This window comes from Bacillus sp. EB V-12 (assembly GCF_056158125.1).
Map to the genome: position 1 here is coordinate 69,573 of NZ_JBUXJL010000001.1, position 23,879 is coordinate 93,451.

Here is a 23,879-nt window from a genome sequence, read left to right on the forward strand (position 1 = left end):
GTTAGAAAAGACAGGGAATTGAAAAATCATGTAGAATACAAAGTGAGAATGTGAACAGGGGAGGAATGTAATAATGAAAGTATCTTATCATGGACATTCAGTTGTGAAAATTGAGGCGAATGGAAAAGTTATTTTAATTGACCCGTTTTTAACAGGTAATCCGAAAACAGATTTAAAAACTGAAGATGTAAAAGTGGATGCAATTCTTTTATCGCATGGACACGGTGATCATGTTGGAGATACAGTAGAACTTGCGAAGAAAAATAATGCAGTTGTTGTAGCGCCATTTGAACTAGCAACATTTTTAAGTTGGCAAGGTGTAAATACACACCCGATGCATATTGGTGGTTCACATGAATTTGACTTCGGAAAAGTGAAGTTTACACAAGCATTCCACGGCTCTAGTTATATTGATGAAGAAAATAAGACGATTACATATACAGGTATGCCAGCAGGTATTTTATTTACAGCAGAAGAGAAAACTGTATACCACGCAGGAGATACTGCACTATTCTCTGATATGAAGTTAATTGGGGAATTAAATAAAGTTGATCTAGCATTTTTACCAATTGGTGATAATTTCACAATGGGACCAGAAGATGCTGTACTAGCGGCAAAATGGATTAATGCGAAAACTGTTGTACCGATGCATTACAATACGTTCCCAGTTATTGAACAAGATCCATATCAATTTGTAGAAAAGCTACAAAATTGTACAGGGAAAGTATTAGAAGCTGGAGAAAGTATTACACTATAGAAAAGAAACCCTTCATTTGAAAAGAAAAGTGAAGGGTTTTTTACGTGTGTAGGACAGCTTTTAATGCTTGTATTTGTTTTGGTGATTCTTTTCTTTTGGTACGTGGTTGTTCAGGTGTTTCATTCAATTCCATTGCAACTTTTTTCCCATCTACGAAAGCTAAAAATACAGCACCTACAACCTCTAAAAATTTTTTCATCATGTGTTCGCTCCTTTGTTTTATTTCTTGTCTTAATTGTATAGGCAATTAAGTGGACGAACTATCGAATGAGATGACAATAGCATTACATTGTTGTAATAGAATGACTGGTGGAATGTAAGAGTCATTTTGTTATAAAAAAAATAGTACAGGTATGCAAAGAGAGAGTGTAACAGTTTTGAAAATATAGTATACTGAAAGTACAACACATGAAGAATTTAGGGAAAAGAAAGTATGGTGAAACCATTTGGCTACCAAGCATAACCAAATTTTAGAACATATTAATAGCCTGCCAGTAGGCCATAAAATTTCTGTAAGACAAATTGCGAAAGATTTGAGTGTAAGTGAAGGGACCGCTTACCGTGCAATTAAAGATGCAGAAAATAAAGGATATGTTAGTACAATTGAACGTGTCGGAACAATTCGAATTGAACAAAAGAAGAAAGAGAATATCGAAAAACTGACATATGCAGAAGTCGTTAACATTGTCGACGGTCAAGTACTTGGGGGCAGAGAAGGACTACATAAAACATTAAATAAATTCGTAATCGGAGCTATGAAGTTAGAAGCGATGATGCGCTATACAGAAGCTGGGAATTTACTCATTATTGGTAACCGTACCAATGCACATGAATTAGCGCTAGAAACTGGAGCCGCTGTATTAATTACGGGCGGCTTTGATACGGAAGATCATGTGAAGAAATTAGCAGACGAATTAAAGCTGCCGATCATTTCAAGTAGCTACGATACATTTACGGTCGCAACGTTAATTAATCGTGCAATTTATGACCAACTTATTAAGAAAGAAATTGTACTCGTTGAAGATATTTTAACGCCAATTGAAGAAACGTTATATTTAAAGCCGAGTGATACAGTACAGCAATGGCATGCATATAACGAAGAGACAATGCACGGAAGATATCCAATTGTCGATGAAAGTAACAAAGTACTAGGAATCGTAACTTCAAAAGATATGATCGGAGTAGCGAAAGAAACACCAATTGATAAAGTAATGACAAAACACCCAATTACAGTGAACGGTAAAATGTCTGTCGCAGCTGCGGCACGTATGATGGTGTGGGAAGGAATTGAATTACTTCCTGTCGTTGAGGAAGGAAACAAACTGCAAGGTATTATTAGCCGTCAAGATGTACTTCAGGCACTGCAAATGATTCAACGTCAGCCACAAGTTGGAGAAACCATTGATGATATTGTAACGAATCAATTTATGACACCAAAAGAAGCGAAGAATGAGCATCTATATCAATTTTCGGTGACGCCGCAAATGACGAACTCAATCGGGACGTTATCGTACGGTGTATTTGCAACAATTGTGACAGAAGCGACAAATCGCGTCATTCGTGCGCAAAAGAAAAGCGATTTAATTGTTGAAAACTTAACGATTTATTTCGTAAAGCCGGTTCAAATTGATAATGTTGTATCTGTTCATCCGAAAGTATTAGAAATTGGACGTAAATTTGGTAAGGTCGATGTAGAGGTGCATCATGAAGGTAATGTTGTTGGAAAAGCATTACTTATGGTTCAGTTAATCGATAAATAAAAAGATGGAACAAATCGTTTTGATTTGTTCCATCTTTTTTTGTTGTTTTAAATTTGAAAGGCATGATTTTAGATGGGAGTTTTAGTGAAATATGTATGGGATGGAGTGGAAAAGTAATGTGAGAAAAGACGGAATAATAATTCAATTCAGTTGTATATTGTGTTATGATTATATTGTAAGAAAATGGAATCGTGAGAGGTGGTATGCATTATGTCGTCAGCCGTACTCTTTTTTGGTAGTATCGCACTATTTTACTTTCTTGTAATGATACCGATTCAATATTTATATTTACAAGGTTTACATGAAAAAAAGGAAAAGACAGGATTATCTCAGCGAGAGCTATATGAAAAAATGTCTTTTGGAGAAGAACAATTACATTTTCACGTACAAGGGAACCCATTTAATATACCATCTGCGTTTGTTGCGTATATGATTTTGAAAGTTAAGGGACGTAAAAAAGCATCACAATATTGATGCTTTTTTACGTTGCTTCATAGACTTCAGCTTCTTTAACTGCTAATGGCAAGAAATGTTTGTATTGGCGAAACCCGTTAAATACACTTGCACTACCAAATAGAACGAATAAAACACCAACGATAATACGAGCGGTTGAAAGTTCTAAAAAGAATTGGTTTATCCCGAAAAATAAAACGAATGAACCGAGTGCCATTGCGGATTTTCCTGAGAGCCAACCTTTCTCCATTGGGCGGTTTGTACGAAAGTATTTTGTTTTGTAAAAGAGGTACAACATAAATGAGACGATAATACAGAAGACTAATACTGGCATAATGAACACTCCCATCGCTTTGTGAAAAATAATAGAAAAGAAAAAGAAATATCTAAACTTTCTAACTTTTATTATAAAGCAATTGTTCGCATGTATGAAATACTTTCCGTTATAATGGAGGATAAAGTGAAGAAGTTGATTAAAAAGGAGATTATACATATGCATGAGCAAATTTTAGGAGCAATTAAAGAGTTTGATACAATTATTATTCATCGCCACGTGCGTCCGGATCCAGATGCGTTAGGTTCACAGGGGGGTCTTGGTACAATTCTACAAGAATCGTTTCCAGAGAAAAATATTTATACGGTTGGGTACAATGAACCGTCACTAGCATACTTACGAGTAATGGATGATATTGAAGATAGTGTATACGAAAATGCGCTTGTTATTGTTTGTGATACTGCGAATCAAGAACGTGTTGACGATCAACGCTATACAAAAGGGAAGATGTTAATTAAAATTGATCATCATCCAAATGAAGATCCATATGGAGATATTACGTGGGTAGATACGACAGCGAGTTCTACAAGTGAAATGATTTATGAGTTTTATAACTATGGAAAAGATAAAGGATTAAAAATAACAAAAGAAGCAGCCCGCCTTATTTTAGCAGGAATTGTTGGAGATACAGGTCGTTTCTTATTCCCGAATACGACAGCAAAAACACTTCGTTACGTAAGTGAGCTTGTTGACATGGGTGTGAAATTCACAGATTTATACAATGAGATGTATAAGACAAAAGAAAAAATTGCTCGTTTAAACGGTTATATTTTACAAAACTTTACGATGGTAGAAGAAGGAGCAGCTTACATTAAATTAACGAAAGAAGTATTAGAAGAGTTTGATGTACTTCCTTCTGAAGCATCTGGTGTTGTTGGAGCGCTTGGCAATATTGATGGATTAAAGGCGTGGGTTCTATTTTTAGAGGAAGACGACGTAATTCGTGTTCGTCTTCGTTCAAAAGGACCAGTTATAAACAAATTAGCAATGCAATATAACGGCGGGGGGCATCCGATGGCTTCTGGTGCGAAGGCATCTTCTTGGGAAGAAGCGGATCGTCTTTTTGCTGATTTACGTGAGATTTGTAAATAAGAGACTATATGTTAGAACGAAAAGAAGGAGCGGCGCTAAAGCCCTCCTTCTTTATTTTTCTTTCTCTATAGTAATGCTAATTTCAAGCACTGTATCAAAAGATATTGTATCGACTTTAAAACGGTATAGCCGATCGTAATGTTTGTACGTTTTATTTTCGATTACCTTTTTAAGTAGGTCTTTATTTTTTGCGATACTTTGAATGTTTTTCGTTAAAAGATGTTGGAGGTCATTATGGATAGATGTAGTCATATTTTCGAGTGTGAGATTGTCTAAATCGTATTTTTCTCGATTGATAAGTTTTATTTTAATCTCTTGAATGGTTAAGAGCCGTTTATTTTCAGTGTTCAATTTTTCTTGATCTTCGAGAAGGACGTGGAGCTTTGCTTCTTGTTTTTCTATAATTTCTCTTTGTTCTGCTATTTTACTAGCTTGTTCTTCTTGAAAAACACCGTATATGTACAAAAAAATAAACCAGCTCAACACGCCTCCAACAGCAGCCCCAGCTAATACTAAGTACCATCTTTTTGCTGTATTGGCACTTGGTACTCTCATACATGTTCCTGCGTTAGCCATTTAATAATAATGAGACCTGTTTGCATACCACCAGTTGCGAAAAAAATAAGGAGAATTTGCTTTACGATATCTTTCATATCTCCGCCAAAGAAACTTCTTTCAAAGCTATAAAAGGTATCGAATGTTCCGCCGATTGCTGCAACGAGTGCCCAAATTCTTAAATTTTGGGCGAATTGATTAATGTAAGTTAGAGCTGGTTTTCCGATAAGAAACGCACCAAATCCACCAATTAATGAACCGCCAAGTATAACCCCAAAGGCAATAAAATAACTAATAATAAGCAGAGAGAAAAAAGTATGTTCTCTTACATCCATCGTCATTCCCCTTTCTTCTTCATATATATGGACAAAGTATAAGAAGTATGTTTTGATTTCCGCTTTCCTCATCACCTATAATAAAAGTAGTCAAATAGGTAAAGAGAGGGTACAACAGTGAAGTTTGTGCATTTACAATGTCAAACCGTTTTTAGTTTATTAAAAAGTGCTTGTAAAATTGATGAGCTTGTAGTCAGGGCGAAAGAACTCGGTTTTTCATCGCTGGCTATTACGGATGAAAATGTTATGTATGGCGTTATTCCGTTTTATAAAGCATGTAAGAAACATGGTATACAGCCTGTTATTGGATTAACCGCTTCTATTTTTAGTGAAGAAGAAGAAAGGTCTTATCCGCTTGTATTACTTGCTGAGAATGAAATAGGCTACCAAAATTTATTAAAGATTTCTAGCAGTATTATGACAAAGTCCAAAGAAGGTATTCCTAAGAAGTGGCTTGCGCATTATGCGAAAGGATTAATTGCAATTTCACCAGGTAAAGATGGCGAAATTGAGCAATTATTACTAGAAGACAATGAGAGTCAGGCTGAAGAAGTAGCTCGCACGTATCAAAATATGTTTGGCCATTTTTATATGAGTTTGCAGCATCATGCGATTCAAGATGAGTTGCTTTTACAAGAGAAACTACCTGAATTTATTAGTAGGGTTAATATTCCGGTCGTTGCAACAAACGATGTGCGCTATATCAATCAAAGTGACGCGCTTGTTCACGAATGTTTACTATCTGTTGAAAGTGGAACGAAAATGACTGATCCAGATAGGCCGAGGCTGAAAACAGATCAGTATTATTTAAAGTCATCGGATGAAATGGAAGCACTATTTTCCCACGCGCCGGAAGCAATCCAAAATACAATAAAAATTGCAGAGCGTTGCCAAGTAGAAATACCGTTCCATGTAAATCAACTTCCGAAATTTCCTGTTCCGTCTAATGAAACGAGTGATATATATTTGCGTCGTGTTTGTGAAGAAGGTTTGCGGAAACGATATGGTGAACCGAAAGAAGTGCATATAAAGCGTTTGGATCATGAATTAAATGTTATTTCTCGTATGGGATTTAGTGATTATTTCCTCATCGTATGGGATTTTATGAAGTATGCACATGAAAATCATATTCTAACAGGACCAGGTCGTGGATCGGCAGCTGGTTCACTCGTTTCATACGTATTAGAAATTACAGATATTGATCCAATTGAATACGATCTATTATTTGAAAGGTTTTTAAATCCTGAACGTGTGACGCTTCCCGATATTGATATTGATTTTCCAGACGTAAGACGTGATGAGATGATTCGCTATGTGAAAGATAAATACGGTCAGCTCCGTGTTGCGCAAATTGTAACGTTTGGTACGCTTGCAGCAAAAGCGGCAATTAGAGACATTGCCCGCGTAATGGGGCTTCCGCCGCGAGATATTGATATATTTTCAAAACTTATCCCATCAAAGCTTGGTATAACGTTAAAAGATGCATATGAAGAATCACAATCACTTCGTGAGTTTATACAAGGGAATCTTCTGCATGAGCGTGTATTTGAAATCGCAAAACGTGTAGAAGGTTTACCACGTCATACGTCTATTCATGCGGCTGGTGTTATTATGAGTCAAGAACCGCTAACAGGAAGTGTAGCAATTCAAGAAGGACATAACGATGTTTATGTTACGCAATATCCAGCCGATGCGCTAGAAGAACTTGGTTTGCTTAAGATGGACTTTTTAGGATTACGTAATTTAACGTTACTTGAAAATATTATAAAATTTATCGCGAACAAAACAGGGAAAGAAATCGATATAAGAAACTTACCTCTTCAAGATGAAAAGACGTTCCAATTATTAGGGAGAGGGGATACAACAGGTGTATTCCAGCTTGAGTCGGGTGGTATGCGAAATGTACTTCGCGGGTTAAAACCGAATGAGTTTGAAGATATCGTAGCTGTTAACTCGTTATACAGACCAGGACCGATGGAACAGATACCGACTTTTATTGAATCGAAACATGGAAAAAGAAAAATTGAATATTTACATCCGGATTTAAAGCCAATTTTAGAAAGAACATACGGCGTCATTGTATACCAAGAACAAATTATGCAAATTGCATCGAAGTTAGCTGGTTTTTCGCTCGGAGAAGCAGATTTACTGCGCCGTGCGGTGAGTAAAAAAAATCGTGATATTTTAGATCAGGAACGTAAGCATTTCGTCCAAGGATGTTTGCGAAATGGTTATGATGAGACATCCGCAGAGAAAATTTATGATTTAATTGTAAGATTTGCGAATTACGGTTTTAACCGAAGTCACGCTGTAGCTTACAGTATGATCGGATATCAGCTTGCCTATTTGAAAGCGAATTATACGCTGGAATTTATGACGGCATTATTATCAAGCGCAATTGGAAATGAAGATAAGATTGTACAGTATATACGAGAAACGAAGCGGAAAGGTTTTCACGTTTTGCCACCGTCTCTTCAGAGGAGTGGCTACAACTTCCAAATAGAAGGGAATGCGATACGTTACAGTTTACTTTCGATCCGAAATATTGGAATGGCTACAGTGACGGCATTATTAGAAGAACGAGAGAAAAAAATGTTCGAAGATTTATTTGAATTTTGTCTTCGTATGCCGTCAAAGTTCGTAACGGAGCGTAATTTAGAAGCTTTCGTCTGGTCGGGATGTTTTGACGATTTTGGTGTTTCGAGAACGAATTTATGGAAAAGTATTAAAGGGGCGTTAGAGTACGCGAATCTCGCACGTGATTTAGGAGATGCTGTTCCAAAATCAAAATATGTACAAGGAGAAGAGTTATCTTTTATTGAACAACTAAATAAAGAGAAGGAAGCGCTTGGCTTTTATTTATCAAGTTATCCGACAGCGCAATATGTGAAGTTAGCAAAAGAATTAGAAATTCCATCTCTCGCTCAGGCGATGCGACACAAGAAAAAAGTACAAAGAGCTATTGTGTATATAACAAGTGTGAGAGTGATTCGTACGAAAAAGTTTCAAAAGATGGCATTTATTACATTCTGTGATCAAAATGATGAAATGGAAGCAGTCCTCTTCCCGGAAACGTATATACATTTCTCGGATAAGTTGCAAGAAGGAGCAATTGTTTTAGTTGACGGTACGATTGAGCTAAGAAATCATAAGCTGCAATGGATTGTAAATGGACTATATCCGCTAGAGGAAATGGATGTTTATGAAGAAAAGAAAGACGCATCTGTTTACGTGAAATTGCCGTCTCAGTATGAGAAAAAGCTTTTAAATCAGGTTACGAAAATATTGTTCGACTATTCAGGTTTTGCGAAAGTACTAATTTATTATGAAAAGGAACATAAAATGGTACAATTATCTCGGAGTTTATCGATTCATCCAAGTGAAGAATGTTTAGGAGCACTTCGTGAAATTGTCGGGGAAGAAAATGTAGTTGTGAAAATATAATGGACAATTTCCCTACACTTCGATTATTATAGTAGTAGTGTTCGTGGTCAGACCACTTGGAGAAATTGATATCAGCAAGAATAATTTGAGGAGAGTGGATAGTTTGTCAACACTTCGTGAAGAAGCACTTCACATGCATAAAGTGCATCAAGGAAAATTAGAAACTGTATCAAAAGTAAAAGTAGAAAATGCAAAAGATTTAAGTCTTGCATATTCTCCAGGGGTTGCAGAACCTTGTAAAGAAATTTATGACGATAAAAGTAAGGTATATGAATATACGATGAAGGGAAATATGGTAGCAGTTGTGACAGATGGAACAGCTGTACTTGGTCTTGGTAACATTGGACCTGAAGCATCTCTTCCAGTAATGGAAGGTAAAGCTGTATTATTCAAGAGCTTTGCTGGTGTAGATGCATTCCCAATTGCCTTAAATACAAACGATGTAGATAAAATTGTTGAAACTGTAAAATTAATGGAGCCAACTTTTGGCGGCGTTAACTTAGAAGATATCGCAGCACCAAACTGCTTCATTATTGAAGAGCGTTTGAAAAAAGAAACAAATATTCCTATCTTCCATGATGATCAACACGGAACAGCTATTGTAACAGTAGCAGGTCTTGTAAATGCACTGAAATTAGTTGGAAAGAAAATGTCTGACATTAAAGTTGTCGCAAATGGCGCAGGTGCAGCAGGTATTGCAATTATTAAACTTTTATATCGCTATGGTGTACGCGACATTATTATGTGTGACCGTAAAGGCGCAATCTATGATGGTCGTCCTACAGGTATGAATCCGGTGAAGGATGAAGTTGCAAAATATACAAATAAGAATCGTATAGAAGGTTCTTTAGCTGATGTTGTACAAGGTGCGGACGTATTCATTGGTGTATCTGCAGAAGGTGCATTAACAGAAGAGATGGTTCGTACAATGAATGACGATGCGATTATTTTTGCAATGGCGAATCCAGTTCCAGAAATTATGCCAGAATTGGCAAAAGCAGCGGGCGCAGCTGTTGTTGGAACAGGTCGTTCTGACTTCCCGAACCAAGTAAATAATGTACTGGCGTTCCCTGGTATTTTCCGCGGTGCACTTGACGTACATGCGACACAAATTAACGAAGAAATGAAGATGGCAGCTGTACAGGCTATTGCTGAGCTTGTAGCAGAAGATGAGTTAAATGCAGACTATATCATTCCGGCACCATTTGACGCGCGTGTAGCGCCTCAAGTAGCGGCTTACGTTGCAAAAGCAGCAATGGAGACAGGAGTAGCTCGCCGTCAAGTAGATCCAAATGAGATCGCTGAAAAAACAAAACAATTAGCGCTGATTGGTAAAGAATAAGCGAGGAATTTCCATTGACATCATCAAATACAAAAGTATATCTCGAAATTGTAAAAAAAATCCGTTCCATTATGGAAGAGGATGGTTTGGTGGCGGGGGATCGTTTGCCGTCTGAGCGTGAGTTAAGTTCACGCTTAAACGTAGGACGTTCCTCTGTAAGAGAAGCATTGCGTGCTTTAGAACTGGTAGGATTGATTGAAACGAGACGTGGTGAAGGGACGTTTATTCGAAACTTTTATGATAACGGTCTTGTACAATTAATTGCTCCGTTCTTATTGCAAGATGAGAAAACAATTCGTGATTTATTACAAACGAAACGATTACTTGAGAAAGATATGATTCGAATTGTATGTAATTTACCGAAAGAAACGTTTTCTAAAGTACTAAGTAGATTACACCAAGTACTTGAAGGAAATGAAAGCTCAGTCCCAACGCTTCATCAAACGTTCTTTAAAACACTTATTGAACAAGTCGATAATTATTTACTATATCGCATTTGGATGATCGTAAATGATTACGTAGCAACTCTTTCTTGTAAAGTTTCAAGAGATTCTATCGATATGTATAGAAAGCTTTATGCTACTTTGGAAGAAAAACAAGAAAATGATGCACTAAAAATTTACGATGAATTAGTAGAGAATATACAGTTTCACTCGTAATGTATAAAATTTGTCGAAATGACCATGACACGTTATGACAAACATTCTACCGCGTAGCGGTTAAAGTTAAACGTAAAGAGTGAGGTTATTAGACAGATTGAGAAGATAAGGCTAACATCAAACTTTGGTGTTAGCCCCATTTTCTTCTTACGCTAACCTTAGCTCTCAACGAAGGGGGTCAAATTGTGCTAAGAGATTTATTCGTGAAAAAGAAAAAGTACGCTGCAATACCTTCAGAACAAGTACGAAAAGATGTACCAGATGGCGTTATGACAAAATGTCCGGAATGTAAAAAAATCATGTATACGAAAGAACTTCTAAAAAATTTAAAAGTATGTGTGAATTGTGGATATCATCATCCTATGAATGCATGGGAACGTCTTGATAGTATATTGGACGAAGGGTCATTCCGTGAGTATGACAAAGAAATGGTTTCATTAAATCCACTCGAGTTTCCAGGTTATGAAGAGAAACTAGAGAGCGATCGTAAGAAGACTGAATTGAACGAAGCGGTTGTAACTGGTGAAGGAACAATTGATGACATGCTTGTTGTTGTTGCAGTAATGGATTCTCGTTTTCGAATGGGGAGCATGGGCTCTGTAGTAGGAGAAAAAATCGCCCGTGCGGTTGAAAAGGCGTACGACTTACAAGTTCCATTTATTATCTTTACTGCTTCGGGTGGTGCCCGTATGCAAGAAGGGATATTAAGTTTAATGCAAATGGCAAAAACAAGCGTAGCTTTGAAAAAGCATAGTAATGCAGGAGGGTTATTTATTTCTGTTATGACTCACCCAACGACGGGCGGGGTTTCAGCGAGTTTCGCTTCACTTGGTGATTATAATCTTGCAGAACCAGGTGCACTTATCGGATTTGCTGGTAGACGTGTAATTGAACAAACGGTGCGTGAGAAACTACCGGAAGATTTCCAAACGGCAGAATTCTTACTAGATCATGGTCAATTAGATGCGGTGGTGCATCGTGATGATATGAGAGAATCGCTTCGCAAGATTTTAGAAGTTCATCAAGGAGGGGAATTGGCTGTATGGCAGAGCTAGAATTTGAAAAACCAGTTGTTGAGCTAAGAAATAAGATTCGTGAACTGAAAGACTATACGAAAAACAGCCAGATGGACTTCAGTGAGGAGATTCGTATTTTGGAAGAAAAGCTAGAAAATTTAGAGGAAGATATATACGGCAATCTAAAAGTATGGGACCGTGTTCAAATTGCTCGTCATGCAGAACGACCGACAACGCTCGATTATATTGAGCACTTATTTACTGATTTTTTCGAATGTCATGGAGACCGTCTATTTGGCGATGATGCAGCGATTGTCGGCGGCATTGCGAAATATAAAGGGATGCCTGTAACTGTAATTGGGCATCAGCGCGGAAAAGATACGAAAGAAAATATTCGCCGTAACTTTGGAATGCCTCATCCAGAAGGATATCGAAAAGCACTGCGTCTCATGAAACAAGCGGAAAAGTTTAATCGTCCTATTATTTGTTTCATCGATACGAAGGGAGCTTATCCTGGTAAAGCAGCTGAAGAACGTGGACAAAGTGAAGCTATTGCCCGCAACCTATTTGAGATGGCAGGTTTAACGGTACCAGTTATTTGTATCGTTATCGGTGAAGGCGGTAGTGGTGGTGCGCTAGGTCTTGGAGTAGGAGATTACATTCATATGCTAGAAAATTCCACTTATTCTGTTATTACACCAGAGGGTGCAGCGGCAATTCTTTGGAAAGATGCAGGAAAAGCAAAGGAAGCTGCAGAAGCAATGAAAATTACAGCAGCAGATTTGAAAGAATTAGGTGTAATTGATGAAATTATTCCAGAGGCAAGAGGCGGAGCTCACCGTAATCTTTTAAAACAGTCAGAAAATATAGACTTAATGATTAGAAAAACTTTTGAACAATTAAACGGAATTTCGAAAGATGAATTAATCGAAAAACGTTATGAAAAATATATGAAAATTGGGCAAGTTTCGTTTTCAAACGCTTCCATTGGGATAAAATAAGAAAAGCGTGCGTTCCTCTTCGCGAATGCACGTTTTTATTATGAAAAGACACATCTTCTCCATTGTGTTTTTATATTTTTTCGTGTTATTTTATTATAAGGCAAATAATCTTTATGAGGTGAGTACAAATGAAACGTATTGGTGTATTAACAAGTGGTGGAGATTCACCTGGTATGAATGCTGCCATTCGTGCAGTTGTTCGTAAAGCGATTTTCCATGATATTGAAGTATATGGTATTTACCATGGATACGCTGGATTAATTTCTGGTCACATTGAAAAATTAGAACTTGGTTCTGTTGGCGATATTATCCACCGCGGTGGTACGAAATTATATACAGCAAGATGTCCTGAGTTTAAAGACCCAGAAGTACGACTAAAAGGTATCGAGCAATTAAAGAAACATGGTATCGAAGGACTTGTTGTTATTGGTGGAGATGGTTCTTACCAAGGCGCTAAAAAATTAACTGAACAAGGATTCCCATGTGTTGGTGTACCAGGTACAATCGACAATGATATCCCTGGAACAGACTTCACAATTGGTTTCGATACAGCTTTAAACACTGTTATTGATGCAATTGATAAAATCCGTGACACAGCTACATCTCATGAACGTACATATGTTATCGAAGTAATGGGACGTCACGCTGGTGATATCGCATTATGGGCTGGTTTAGCTGATGGTGCAGAAACAATCTTAATTCCAGAAGAAGAGTATGACATGGATGATGTTATCGCTCGTCTGAAGCGCGGTAGTGAACGTGGTAAAAAACACAGTATTATCGTTGTAGCTGAAGGTGTTGGAAGTGCAATTGACATCGGTAAGCACATTGAAGAAGCAACAAACTTTGATACTCGTGTAACTGTATTAGGTCACGTACAACGTGGCGGATCACCAAGTGCACAAGACCGTGTATTAGCAAGTCGTCTTGGCGCAAGAGCAGTTGAATTATTAATTGCTGGTAGAGGTGGACGTTGTGTAGGTATTCAAGATAACAAACTTGTTGATCATGATATTATCGAAGCGTTAGCTCAAAAGCATACAATCGATAAAGATATGTATCAATTATCTAAAGAATTATCCATCTAATCGGCGTAATGTCAGATATTTGGGAACGGTTTCATAATTTTCGGAGGTGCAATATGCGTAAAACTAAAATTGTATGTACAATAGGTCCTGCTAGTGAAAGTATTGAAAAATTAGAGCAATTAATTGAAGCAGGTATGAACGTTGCTCGTTTAAACTTCTCTCATGGTAGCCATGAAGAGCACGGAGCTCGTATTAAAAACATTCGTGAAGCTTCAAAGAAAACTGGTAAAACAGTTGGTATCTTACTTGATACAAAAGGTCCAGAAATCCGTACTCACGACTTCGTAGACGGACAAGCTGAGCTTGTAACAGGTGCAGAAGTAGTTCTTTCTACTGAGCAAGTATTAGGTACTGCAGAGAAGTTCTCTGTATCTTATGCTGGTCTTTATGACGATGTAGACCCAGGTTCTCGCATTCTAATCGATGACGGTCTTATCGAACTAGAAGTAATCGAAAAAGCTGATGGAAACATCCGTACAAAAGTTCTTAACAGTGGAACTGTAAAAAACAAAAAAGGTGTTAACGTACCAAACGTAAGCATTAAGCTTCCTGGTATCACTGAAAAAGACGTAAAAGATATCATCTTCGGTATCGAGCAAAAAGTTGATTTCATCGCAGCTTCATTCGTACGTAAAGCTTCTGACGTATTAGAAATCCGTGAATTATTAGAAGAGCATGGTGCTCAATACATCCAAATCGTACCGAAAATCGAAAACCAAGAAGGTATCGACAACATCGATTCAATCTTAGAAGTTTCTGACGGTTTAATGGTAGCTCGTGGTGATATGGGTGTAGAAATTCCACCAGAAGAAGTACCATTAGTACAAAAACGTCTAATCAAAAAATGTAACGTGTTAGGTAAACCAGTTATTACTGCGACACAAATGTTAGACTCTATGCAACGTAACCCACGTCCAACTCGTGCGGAAGCAAGTGACGTAGCTAACGCAATCTTCGATGGTACAGATGCAATCATGCTTTCAGGTGAAACAGCTGCTGGTCAATATCCGGTAGAAGCAGTAACAATGATGGCTAACATTGCAGTACGTGTTGAAAAATCATTACAATACGAAGATATGTTCAAAAAACGTATTAAAGAGTTCACTCCAACAATTACAGATGCAATTAGCCAATCTGTTGCGCATACAGCACTTGCTCTTGATGTAGCTGCAATCGTAGCTCCAACAGAAAGTGGACATACTGCGAAAATGATCTCTAAATACCGTCCAAAATCTCCAATCGTAGCTGTAACATCTGACGAGCAAGTAGGACGTCGTCTTGCACTTGTTTGGGGTGTACAAGCATTTATGGCTGAGAAGCGCGCAGCTTCAACTGACGAAATGTTAGATACAGCAATTCAAACAGGTATGGATGCAGGTCTAATCGGCCTTGGAGATACTGTAGTAATTACTGCTGGTGTTCCAGTTGCTGAAACTGGTACAACAAACTTAATGAAAATCCACGTTGTTGGTGAAGAAGTTGCTAAAGGACAAGGAATCGGTCGTAAAGCTGCAAAAGGTAAAGTAGTTGTAGCAAAAACAGCTGCTGAAGCTGTAGCGAACGTAAACGAAGGTGATATTCTTGTTACAACAAGCACTGATAAAGATATGATTCCTGCAATCGAAAAAGCTGCTGCTTTAGTTGTAGAAGAAGGTGGCTTAACAAGCCATGCTGCTGTTGTGGGCGTATCAATCGGTATTCCTGTTATCGTTGGTGTAAACGGTGTAACAGCAACTTTAAAAAATGGCCAAGAAGTAACAGTTGATGCAGCACGCGGAATTGTTTATAATGGACATGCGGAAGTGCTATAAGTAATACGGAGAGAAGGATCGGAGTCCTTCTCTTTTTTTTACACAAAAACGAGATAAAATTAGCTTAAAGCGCCTAGAATTGCTTTTAAAAGCTGTTTGTTATGGGTTTTAATATGAAAGGGTATCTATATTTCATATGATGTATATAGGCATTGTGAGGGCGTTAAAAGTGAGATGTGAGAGAGGTGTAGAACTATGAAGTGGTTACTATTCTTGTTTATTTTAATACCGGCGATTGAGATTACGGTCTTAATTGGATCAAGTCATGTAATAGGTTTATGGTCTACGTTCGCTATGATTGTATTTACAGGTGTTGTAGGTGTGTATTTGGCGAAAAGACAAGGGTTTAAAGTGCTTGGAGAGATTCAATCTAAGTTGAATAGAGGGGAAATGCCAGGTGAGGCGGTACTAGATGGTATTTTTGTATTTGTAGGAGGTATTCTCTTAGTGCTTCCTGGGTATGTGACAGATATGCTAGGGTTTATCTGCGTGATCCCTATTACGAGAGCTTTATTGAAGCCGCTTGTTATGAAGTGGATGGAATGGAAATTTAGAAAGAATTCTACTATTATTATTCAGAAATAGCACTTAGATTGTAGAAATCTAAGTGCTATTTTTTTTGTCTTGTAAGAGGAGAGGTATTTTCTGATTGAAGCTTTGCTTTACCGCGCTATTTGTGGGGTGGAATTTCTATCTCAAAGCTGGGCTGCTCGTAAGTGTCTGATGTGGGGCGAATGATGAGTGGGGATGAACAAAACGTTCGCTTATTATATTTGCTATATAATTTTCGTTTGAACTCTTGTGTGTACTTCGATTAAACTTGTGATTTTTTAGTGCTATTAATTTAGATGAATAAGATGGAGGGAAACGCTGCTAAATTAAAGTTTTGCTTTCTTATATAGAGGAACGATTGGTGTAAAAAATTCATATAAAAAGGCGGAGATTGTTAGTTGAAGTCTTATTTTATGCTATTTTGTATATTTATTCATTTACATAAAAAGTAATAAATGTAAATGATAATTATAAAATAAATAGAATAAATATGTAAAGACACCACGGAATATGCGTTTTTCATGCAAAAAAACAAGAGAATTATCTTTTTTGAGTGCAATTCTCTTGTTTTATGTAATAAGTATGAAAAATAAGTACAAGGAATAATCAGTGGGAATTTCCCACTGATTACAGGTAAGTTTTTTGTTGTGTATGAATTAGAAACTATTATTTTGAAGGTGAACCTTTAATATATTTCCACAAGTCATGGAAGACATTAGCTTTGTGTAATGTATTAAGTAGTACTAAGGTGACTGGGCCGATGATTAATCCTAAAAAGCCAAAAAGTTTAAAGCCGACAAATAGAGCGACGAGTGTTGCTAATGGATCGAGACCGATGTTAGATGAAAGTACTTTCGGCTCCATAATTTGTCTTTGGACAATCACGACGATGTATAAAATGAGAAGACCAATGGCGAATGCGGTATCGCCAGTGAAAAATACGTATATAACCCATGGAACAAAGACTGCGCCTGTTCCTAAATATGGTAGTAAATCTACAACCCCTGTAATAATCGCGATAGTAATGGCGTATGGTACGCGTAATATTAAAAGCCCGATTAGTACAATGACAGTTGTCATAGATACGAGTGTAAGTTGTGCTTTCACAAAACCAAACAAAGCTTTTCTTAAGTCGACAAAAATAGTTTTTCCATAGCCATGTACACGATTCGGTAGCAATTTTCTTGCTTTCTGAGCAAGACGGTGCCAATCGTAACTAATGAAGAAAGTGGCTAATAAAATGAATACAAGGACAGTTAAAGTTGTTGGCAGTGCACTAATGAAATTCGTTAACCCGCTTATAATGGCGGTTAAAAGTTCTTTCATTTGTGTTGTTGCCTCTGTTCCTAAGTTTTGAATGTTTTGTGTAATTGTATAGCGCTGTGGTTCTCCAAGATGATTAAATTTAGAGATTAAATCATCGTAGAGAGGCATAATATGATTAAGTGCAAATTGCTGAGCGAATGTAACGATATCTGGAAACTTTACTGTAACAAGTTGTAGTAAGTATGTTGTGGCAGATATTGCTTCAGTCACAAGATATGTAACAAGTCCAACGATAGCTCCAAATACGAGAATTAAGCTAACGAGTACTGCTAGTGCGCGAGGAAATTGTAGTTTTTGATTAAGGAAATTGACGACAGGATTAATCAAATAAGCAAATGCAAAAGCGATAATAAAAGGATAGATAAGCCCTGACATGTATAGTAATACATAGAACCCAGCTACCGTTGCTACAATGACAAATATGAGTCGCAATATCATATATAGTAAGTTTCGGTTCAAAGATGTATACCTCCCATTCCAATTTGGATTATCCTAATTCGTTCAACTTATAACGAGTGTGCCCCACTGATTAAAGTTTCACTTTACCCCGCATTAACGGGCAGTAAATCTCCTACCCGAAGTGCGGCTGGATCAAAGGAGTTAGCTGGAGATAAACTGCCCGTAAAAGCCCGATTGGTTCAACTAATAATCAGTGGAAAATGCCCCACTGATTAAAGTTTCACTTTATGTTATAGTGGAATGATGGATTTTTCCTGCTTTTTCAGTATGTGAGTGACTGTGAAAGCTTGGTGTTGATGCTTCTACTATATGGTAAAAACTTCATTTTCTCTTCTTTTTATTTTACCTGTTTCTAATTAGAAAAGAAAGAAGAGACGCCCGTTTTTTAAAATGTATACACGCTTAAATTTTGATGGTGAAAGTCTCAGTTTGTCATTTTAAAATACATAAAAAATGAAGTGATTCATGTTGAATAGGCATCGATATAGCATGTATAACGATAGGTTTAAAGGTATTTTTGTTTGGAAATGAGTTCATTATTTTCAGAAAGGAAGTGCAAACATGATTAGTCAGTCAACGTTATTTTTATTCATACTACTTATTATAGGACTTATTGCTAAAAACCAATCGCTTACTGTGGCTATTGGTGTGTTATTTTTATTGAAGTTTACGTTTTTAGGAGATAAGGTCTTTCCTTATTTACAAACGAAAGGAATTAACCTAGGTGTAACGGTCATTACAATAGCGGTTCTCGTACCAATTGCGACGGGGGAAATAGGTTTTAAACAACTTGGAGAAGCGGCAAAATCTTATTATGCGTGGATTGCTTTAGCTTCAGGTGTAGCGGTCGCTTTGTTAGCGAAAGGCGGCGTACAATTGTTGACAACGGATCCTCACATTACAACTGCGCTTGTTTTTGGGACAATTATAGCGGTTGCGCTATTTAATGGGGTTGCTGTTGGTCCGTTAATTGGGGCTGGAATTGCCTATGCGGTTATGAGTATTATACAAATGTTTAAATAAGGAATTTTATAGTAATATAAAATTTTTGAATTCTTTCTGTTCACAAAAGTCAGATAATTGTTTATAATAGGATTAGAAACTTTGAAAAGTTACATAACAGCAGAGACTTTACACCAGATAAAATAAAAATAACATAAAACAATTTTATAATGATATTGTTTTATGTTGTTTTTATCATAAAACTCTTCGGAATGTATTTTCCTCACTAACTTGTTGTTTTGAGCGTGAGGATTCGGGGAGACATTCACGCTCATGCTTTCCATGTAGACAATGGACAATAAGAGGGGAACATCGCAACAAATTTGCATGATCGTGCATTTTGCTTGCCTAAAGAGTGAACGGGCGTTCATAATTCATAAGGGGAGCAAATAGATATAAGGAGCAAGGTTGGGAGAATTTTCAGGAAAAGGAGAGAATGTCATGACTGTTATTCGAGGTTTAGAAGGGGTAGTAGCAACAACATCATCTGTGAGCTCTATTATTGATGATACATTAACTTATGTTGGGTATAATATTGATGATTTAGCTGAGAATGCTACGTTTGAAGAAGTAGTGTACTTATTATGGCACCGCAAGCTTCCTAATGAAAAAGAACTAGCGGAATTTAATGAAATTGTATCAGAATACTATAAAGTTCCAGGTGAGATTTTAACATATTTGAAACAAGTAGATTTAAAAATTGCACATCCGATGTCTGTTTTACGAACTGCAATTTCCATGCTATCATTATACGATGAGAGCGCTGAAATTATGGATGAAAAGTCTAATTATTTGAAAGCGGTTAAATTACAGGCGCAAGTCGGAACTTTAGTTGCTGCTTACGCGAGAATCCGTAAAGGTTTAGATATTGTTGAGCCAAGAAAGGATTTATCATTAGCTGCAAACTTCTTGTACATGTTAAATGATCGCGAGCCAAATGAAGTTGAAATTGAAGCTTTTGATAAGGCGCTTGTACTTCATGCAGATCATGAGTTAAACGCTTCTACATTTACTGCACGTGTTTGCGTAGCTACACTTTCAGATGTATATTCTGGTATTACAGCAGCAATCGGTGCATTAAAAGGTCCTCTTCACGGTGGGGCAAATGAGAATGTAATGAAGATGTTAACTGAGATTGGTGAAGAAGAAAATGTAGAGTCATATATTCATAATGCTCTTCAAAATAAAGTGAAAATCATGGGCTTTGGCCACCGTGTGTATGAGCAGGGTGATCCACGTGCAAAACACTTACGTGAAATGTCTAAGAGATTATGCGTGCTTTTAGGAGAAGAGAAATGGTATAATATGTCTATCAAAATTGAAGACATTGTAACAAAAGAAAAAGGTCTTCCACCAAATGTTGATTTCTATTCAGCTTCTGTATACCATTGTTTAGGAATTGACCATGACTTATTTACACCTATTTTTGCAATTAGCCGTATGTCAGGCTGGTTAGCTCATATTCTAGAACAATATGAAAACAACCGTTTAATTCGTCCGCGTGCTGATTATAATGGACCAACGCATCAAGTGTATGTTCCAATTGCACAACGATAAGCGAATAACACTATTTTGATAGTGAAAATACGCTTTCAAAAGTCTGATTTTTTCGGAAAGATGTAATGATTAGAATATTTTAATTTGACTAACGGTTTGAACTGAGGGGTTATTCCCTCAGTTTCATACATATGAAATTTCAAACATGGGGGTTATCACATTGACGACAGGTGAAAAAATTACTGTAACTAATGGTGTTATGAATGTACCAAACAATCCGATTATTCCGTTTATCGAGGGAGATGGAATTGGTCCTGATATTTGGGCAGCTGCATCTCGCGTACTAGAAGCAGCAGTTGAAAAAGCTTATGATGGTGAGAAGAAAATCGTTTGGAAAGAAGTGCTTGCAGGGGAAAAAGCATTCAACCAAACAGGCGAGTGGTTACCAGAAGAAACTTTAAACTTAATTCGTGAATATTTAATCGCGATTAAAGGTCCACTTACAACTCCAGTTGGCGGTGGTATTCGTTCTCTAAACGTAGCACTTCGTCAAGAATTAGATTTATATGTATGTCTACGTCCAGTTCGTTATTTTGAAGGTGTTCCTTCACCTGTAAAACGTCCGGAAGATACTGATATGGTTATTTTCCGTGAAAATACAGAAGACATTTATGCTGGAATTGAATATGCGCAAGGATCTCCAGAAGCAGAAAAAGTTCTTGCTTTCTTAAAAGAAGCAATGGGTGTTAATAAAATCCGCTTCCCAGAAACATCTGGTATTGGTATTAAGCCAATTTCAGAAGAAGGGACAAAGCGTCTTGTTCGTGCTGCAATTCAATATGCAATTAACGAAAAACGCTCTTCTGTTACATTAGTTCATAAAGGAAACATTATGAAATTTACAGAAGGTGCTTTCAAAAACTGGGGTTACGAAGTAGCGGAACAAGAATTCGGCGACAAAGTATTTACTTGGGCTGAATACGATCGTATCGTTGAAAAAGATGGTAAAGATGCAGCGAATAAAGCGATGGCAGACGCTGAAGTGGCTGGAAAAATCATCGTAAAAGATTCTATTGCAGACATCTTCTTACAACAAATTTTAACTCGTCCACGTGAGTTCGATGTTGTTGCAACAATGAACTTAAATGGTGACTATATCTCTGATGCACTTGCTGCACAAGTAGGTGGAATTGGTATTGCACCTGGTGCAAACATTAACTATGTGACTGGACATGCTATCTTTGAAGCTACACACGGTACAGCTCCAAAATATGCAGGTTTAGATAAAGTAAACCCATCTTCAGTTCTTCTTTCAGGTGTATTATTATTAGAACACTTAGGATGGAACGAAGCTGCGAAATTAGTAACTGCTTCTGTTGAGAAAACAATTGCTTCAAAAGTAGTAACTTATGATTTCGCACGCTTAATGGAAGGTGCAACAGAAGTGAAATGTTCTGAGTTCGCTAATGAACTTATTAAAAACATGGATGTAGCGATAATCAAAAACGCATAATTAAAGCGGGGGGTAAATTATGACAATCAAACGCAAGAAGGTTTCAGTCATCGGTGCAGGATTTACAGGAGCAACAACGGCATTCTTATTAGCACAAAAAGAACTTGCAGATGTTGTATTAGTGGACATTCCACAACTGGAAAATCCAACAAAAGGGAAAGCGTTAGATATGTTAGAAGCGAGCCCAGTACAAGGTTTTGATGCTAACATTATTGGAACATCTGATTACGCAGATACTGCTGATTCTGACGTTGTCGTTATTACAGCAGGTATTGCACGTAAGCCTGGTATGAGCCGTGATGACTTAGTAGCAACAAACTCTAAAATTATGAAAAGTATTACGCGCGACATTGCAAAACATTCACCAAATGCAATTATTGTTGTGTTAACAAATCCAGTTGATGCAATGACATATTCTGTATTTAAAGAAGCAGGATTCCCGAAAGAGCGTGTAATCGGCCAATCGGGTGTATTAGATACAGCTCGTTTCCGTACATTCATCGCACAAGAATTAAATCTTTCTGTAAAAGACATTACAGGATTTGTTCTTGGCGGACACGGTGACGACATGGTACCTCTTGTGCGTTATTCTTATGCAGGCGGTATTCCGTTAGAAACGTTAATTCCGAAAGAGCGTTTAGAAGCAATCGTAGAACGTACACGTAAAGGTGGCGGTGAGATTGTAGGCTTATTAGGAAACGGTAGTGCATATTACGCACCAGCAGCTTCTTTAGTTGAAATGACAGAAGCAATCTTAAAAGATCAACGCCGTGTATTACCAGCTATTGCGTACCTTGAAGGTGAGTATGGTTATAGTGACCTTTACTTAGGGGTGCCAGTAATTCTAGGTGGTAACGGAATTGAAAAAATTATTGAATTAGAACTTCTTGCAGATGAAAAAGAAGCGTTAGATCGCTCTGTAGAATCTGTACGTAACGTAATGAAAGTTCTTGTTTAATAATTGAATAGTAGTGAAAAAGATTCGGGATTCCGAATCTTTTTCTACTATTTACCGAATTGTTTTTTTGAAATAATATGAAAACGCTATCATTTGTAATATCCTATAATGAAACTGTAGATTTATACTATACATTGCCCTCATCATAGTAAATTTCGGATAAGGTATCGCTTTTAGTAGGATAATAAGGTGAAAAAATCGGAGGGGGTTGTAACATGTTAAAGAAAAAAGTTCAAATTGGTCGTAAAATGGATGAAATTACAGTAGGAGAGAAATTATCTATCACTGAAAAAATTGAGGATAAAGATTTGTTATTGTACTTAGGGTTAACGAATGATGCCAATCCATTATATATTCAGCATGATTACGCATCCCAAACTCCGTATGAAAAGCCGATTGTACCAAGCATTATGCTAACGGGAATGATTACAACGGCGGTTACGAAATATTTACCGGGTCCAGGAAGTCATATTACGAGAAAGGACCTTACATTCGTGAAACATGTTCACCATTATGAAACGTTACAAATCCACTTTGAAGTTGTGGCTGTTTCTGAGGAGGAACATACAATTGATATGCTTGTATCTGCTCATGATGAAAAAGGAGAAACTGTTGTGAAAGGTTCATTAACAGTAACGCCACCTTTTAAATCTGTTTCTATTATGGAAAAAGCATTAGATAATTTTTAAAAGATGAAAATATGAATAGTGCTAGCATACCTTTCATAAGGATGCTAGCGCTATTTTTAGTTGAAGAACCCTTCTTTGAACCCTTCAGCAAATTCTGAGCACCCCGTTTTAATCGTATCCCAGCTCGGAGCGTTAAAAGCAAGGATACATGTGACTGCTAAAGATAGAATAGATAGTATTAGTCGCATAATAGACCTCCATATATTGTTAATTCGTATATTAAGATTAATGATATA

Annotated in this window: 23 protein-coding genes; 17 read left to right on the top strand and 6 right to left on the bottom strand. The window is 37.1% G+C overall.

Annotated elements, in window-relative coordinates:
- Positions 1 to 73: 73 nt before the first annotated feature.
- Entirely contained in the window at positions 74 to 757 is a 684-nt protein-coding gene (locus ACZDYH_RS00395) for a metal-dependent hydrolase (protein ID WP_000868927.1), read from the top strand.
- A 40-nt stretch (positions 758 to 797) separates the two neighbouring features.
- Here the strand turns inward: ACZDYH_RS00395 and ACZDYH_RS00400 are convergent, their stop codons facing one another.
- A complete protein-coding gene (locus tag ACZDYH_RS00400) occupies positions 798 to 959 on the bottom strand; it encodes a hypothetical protein (RefSeq protein WP_000976017.1) in 162 nt (53 codons plus the stop codon).
- 244 nt (positions 960 to 1,203) lie between these two features.
- Here ACZDYH_RS00400 and ACZDYH_RS00405 point away from each other — a divergent pair, with 244 nt between their 5' ends.
- Both ACZDYH_RS00405 and ACZDYH_RS00410 read left to right on the top strand, forming a co-directional pair.
- Positions 1,204 to 2,517, top strand: coding sequence for a CBS domain-containing protein (locus tag ACZDYH_RS00405; protein WP_000201572.1), 1,314 nt, complete (start codon positions 1,204 to 1,206; stop codon positions 2,515 to 2,517).
- Positions 2,518 to 2,727: 210 nt separating this feature from the next.
- Positions 2,728 to 2,991, top strand: coding sequence for a DUF3949 domain-containing protein (locus ACZDYH_RS00410; RefSeq protein ID WP_000093045.1), 264 nt, complete (start codon positions 2,728 to 2,730; stop codon positions 2,989 to 2,991).
- Positions 2,992 to 2,998: 7 nt separating this feature from the next.
- Here the strand turns inward: ACZDYH_RS00410 and ACZDYH_RS00415 are convergent, their stop codons facing one another.
- Positions 2,999 to 3,304 (bottom strand): YtpI family protein, encoded by a 306-nt coding sequence (locus ACZDYH_RS00415; RefSeq protein WP_001144776.1) that lies wholly within the window; start codon positions 3,302 to 3,304, stop codon positions 2,999 to 3,001.
- Between the two features lie 159 nt (positions 3,305 to 3,463).
- On the opposite strand from ACZDYH_RS00415, the gene ACZDYH_RS00420 reads away from it, so the two are divergent.
- Positions 3,464 to 4,396, top strand: coding sequence for a DHH family phosphoesterase (locus ACZDYH_RS00420; RefSeq protein WP_000545136.1), 933 nt, complete (start codon positions 3,464 to 3,466; stop codon positions 4,394 to 4,396).
- Between the two features lie 51 nt (positions 4,397 to 4,447).
- Here ACZDYH_RS00420 and ytrI read toward each other — a convergent pair whose 3' ends face one another.
- Both ytrI and ACZDYH_RS00430 read right to left on the bottom strand, forming a co-directional pair.
- Positions 4,448 to 4,951, bottom strand: coding sequence for a sporulation membrane protein YtrI (ytrI, locus tag ACZDYH_RS00425; protein WP_001265736.1), 504 nt, complete (start codon positions 4,949 to 4,951; stop codon positions 4,448 to 4,450).
- Positions 4,948 to 5,361 carry a YtrH family sporulation protein gene (locus tag ACZDYH_RS00430; RefSeq protein ID WP_002005839.1) on the bottom strand — a complete coding sequence of 138 codons (414 nt, stop codon included), beginning with the start codon at positions 5,359 to 5,361 and terminating at the stop codon, positions 4,948 to 4,950. Before ACZDYH_RS00430 ends, ytrI begins: the two co-directional genes overlap by 4 nt.
- A gap of 42 nt (positions 5,362 to 5,403) precedes the next feature.
- Between ACZDYH_RS00430 and dnaE the strand changes: the two genes are divergently transcribed.
- From dnaE to ACZDYH_RS00470, 8 genes are all read left to right on the top strand, one after another.
- On the top strand, positions 5,404 to 8,730 hold the full coding sequence (gene dnaE, locus ACZDYH_RS00435; RefSeq protein WP_000673728.1) for a DNA polymerase III subunit alpha: 3,327 nt from the start codon (positions 5,404 to 5,406) through the stop codon (positions 8,728 to 8,730).
- 133 nt (positions 8,731 to 8,863) lie between these two features.
- Positions 8,864 to 10,072, top strand: a complete 1,209-nt coding sequence (gene ystJ / locus ACZDYH_RS00440) for an NADP-dependent malic enzyme (RefSeq protein ID WP_161508111.1) — start codon at positions 8,864 to 8,866, stop codon at positions 10,070 to 10,072.
- Between the two features lie 14 nt (positions 10,073 to 10,086).
- Complete coding sequence (locus ACZDYH_RS00445; protein ID WP_000204448.1) at positions 10,087 to 10,731, top strand: FadR/GntR family transcriptional regulator; 645 nt, start codon at positions 10,087 to 10,089, stop codon at positions 10,729 to 10,731.
- A gap of 185 nt (positions 10,732 to 10,916) precedes the next feature.
- Positions 10,917 to 11,786: an acetyl-CoA carboxylase, carboxyltransferase subunit beta gene (gene accD / locus ACZDYH_RS00450; RefSeq protein WP_000942855.1), complete on the top strand. Its 870-nt coding sequence runs from the start codon at positions 10,917 to 10,919 to the stop codon at positions 11,784 to 11,786.
- Positions 11,774 to 12,748 (top strand): acetyl-CoA carboxylase carboxyl transferase subunit alpha, encoded by a 975-nt coding sequence (gene accA, locus ACZDYH_RS00455; protein WP_102956004.1) that lies wholly within the window; start codon positions 11,774 to 11,776, stop codon positions 12,746 to 12,748. Before accD ends, accA begins: the two co-directional genes overlap by 13 nt.
- Before the next feature lie 128 nt (positions 12,749 to 12,876).
- Positions 12,877 to 13,836 (top strand): 6-phosphofructokinase, encoded by a 960-nt coding sequence (gene pfkA, locus ACZDYH_RS00460; RefSeq protein WP_000821158.1) that lies wholly within the window; start codon positions 12,877 to 12,879, stop codon positions 13,834 to 13,836.
- A gap of 53 nt (positions 13,837 to 13,889) precedes the next feature.
- A complete protein-coding gene (gene pyk, locus ACZDYH_RS00465; RefSeq protein ID WP_001232667.1) occupies positions 13,890 to 15,647 on the top strand; it encodes a pyruvate kinase in 1,758 nt (585 codons plus the stop codon).
- 195 nt (positions 15,648 to 15,842) lie between these two features.
- The gene (locus ACZDYH_RS00470) at positions 15,843 to 16,232 is read left to right on the top strand and encodes an FxsA family protein (RefSeq protein WP_000871628.1); all 390 of its coding nucleotides are present in this window, start codon (positions 15,843 to 15,845) and stop codon (positions 16,230 to 16,232) included.
- A 633-nt stretch (positions 16,233 to 16,865) separates the two neighbouring features.
- On the opposite strand, the gene ytvI is transcribed toward ACZDYH_RS00470, so the two are convergent.
- The gene (gene ytvI, locus ACZDYH_RS00475) at positions 16,866 to 17,984 is read right to left on the bottom strand and encodes a sporulation integral membrane protein YtvI (RefSeq protein ID WP_001081388.1); all 1,119 of its coding nucleotides are present in this window, start codon (positions 17,982 to 17,984) and stop codon (positions 16,866 to 16,868) included.
- Positions 17,985 to 18,545: 561 nt separating this feature from the next.
- Between ytvI and ACZDYH_RS00480 the strand changes: the two genes are divergently transcribed.
- From ACZDYH_RS00480 to ACZDYH_RS00500, 5 genes are all read left to right on the top strand, one after another.
- The gene (locus ACZDYH_RS00480) at positions 18,546 to 19,007 is read left to right on the top strand and encodes a DUF441 domain-containing protein (RefSeq protein WP_000625507.1); all 462 of its coding nucleotides are present in this window, start codon (positions 18,546 to 18,548) and stop codon (positions 19,005 to 19,007) included.
- Between the two features lie 387 nt (positions 19,008 to 19,394).
- The gene (gene citZ, locus ACZDYH_RS00485) at positions 19,395 to 20,543 is read left to right on the top strand and encodes a citrate synthase (RefSeq protein ID WP_000503652.1); all 1,149 of its coding nucleotides are present in this window, start codon (positions 19,395 to 19,397) and stop codon (positions 20,541 to 20,543) included.
- Positions 20,544 to 20,703: 160 nt separating this feature from the next.
- The gene (gene icd / locus ACZDYH_RS00490; protein ID WP_000206898.1) at positions 20,704 to 21,996 is read left to right on the top strand and encodes an NADP-dependent isocitrate dehydrogenase; all 1,293 of its coding nucleotides are present in this window, start codon (positions 20,704 to 20,706) and stop codon (positions 21,994 to 21,996) included.
- 19 nt (positions 21,997 to 22,015) lie between these two features.
- Positions 22,016 to 22,954 (top strand): malate dehydrogenase, encoded by a 939-nt coding sequence (gene mdh / locus ACZDYH_RS00495; RefSeq protein ID WP_000153232.1) that lies wholly within the window; start codon positions 22,016 to 22,018, stop codon positions 22,952 to 22,954.
- A gap of 215 nt (positions 22,955 to 23,169) precedes the next feature.
- Positions 23,170 to 23,643, top strand: coding sequence for a MaoC family dehydratase (locus ACZDYH_RS00500; protein ID WP_000914180.1), 474 nt, complete (start codon positions 23,170 to 23,172; stop codon positions 23,641 to 23,643).
- 56 nt (positions 23,644 to 23,699) lie between these two features.
- Here the strand turns inward: ACZDYH_RS00500 and ACZDYH_RS00505 are convergent, their stop codons facing one another.
- Positions 23,700 to 23,831, bottom strand: a complete 132-nt coding sequence (locus ACZDYH_RS00505; protein ID WP_001237022.1) for a hypothetical protein — start codon at positions 23,829 to 23,831, stop codon at positions 23,700 to 23,702.
- Positions 23,832 to 23,879 lie beyond the last annotated feature (48 nt).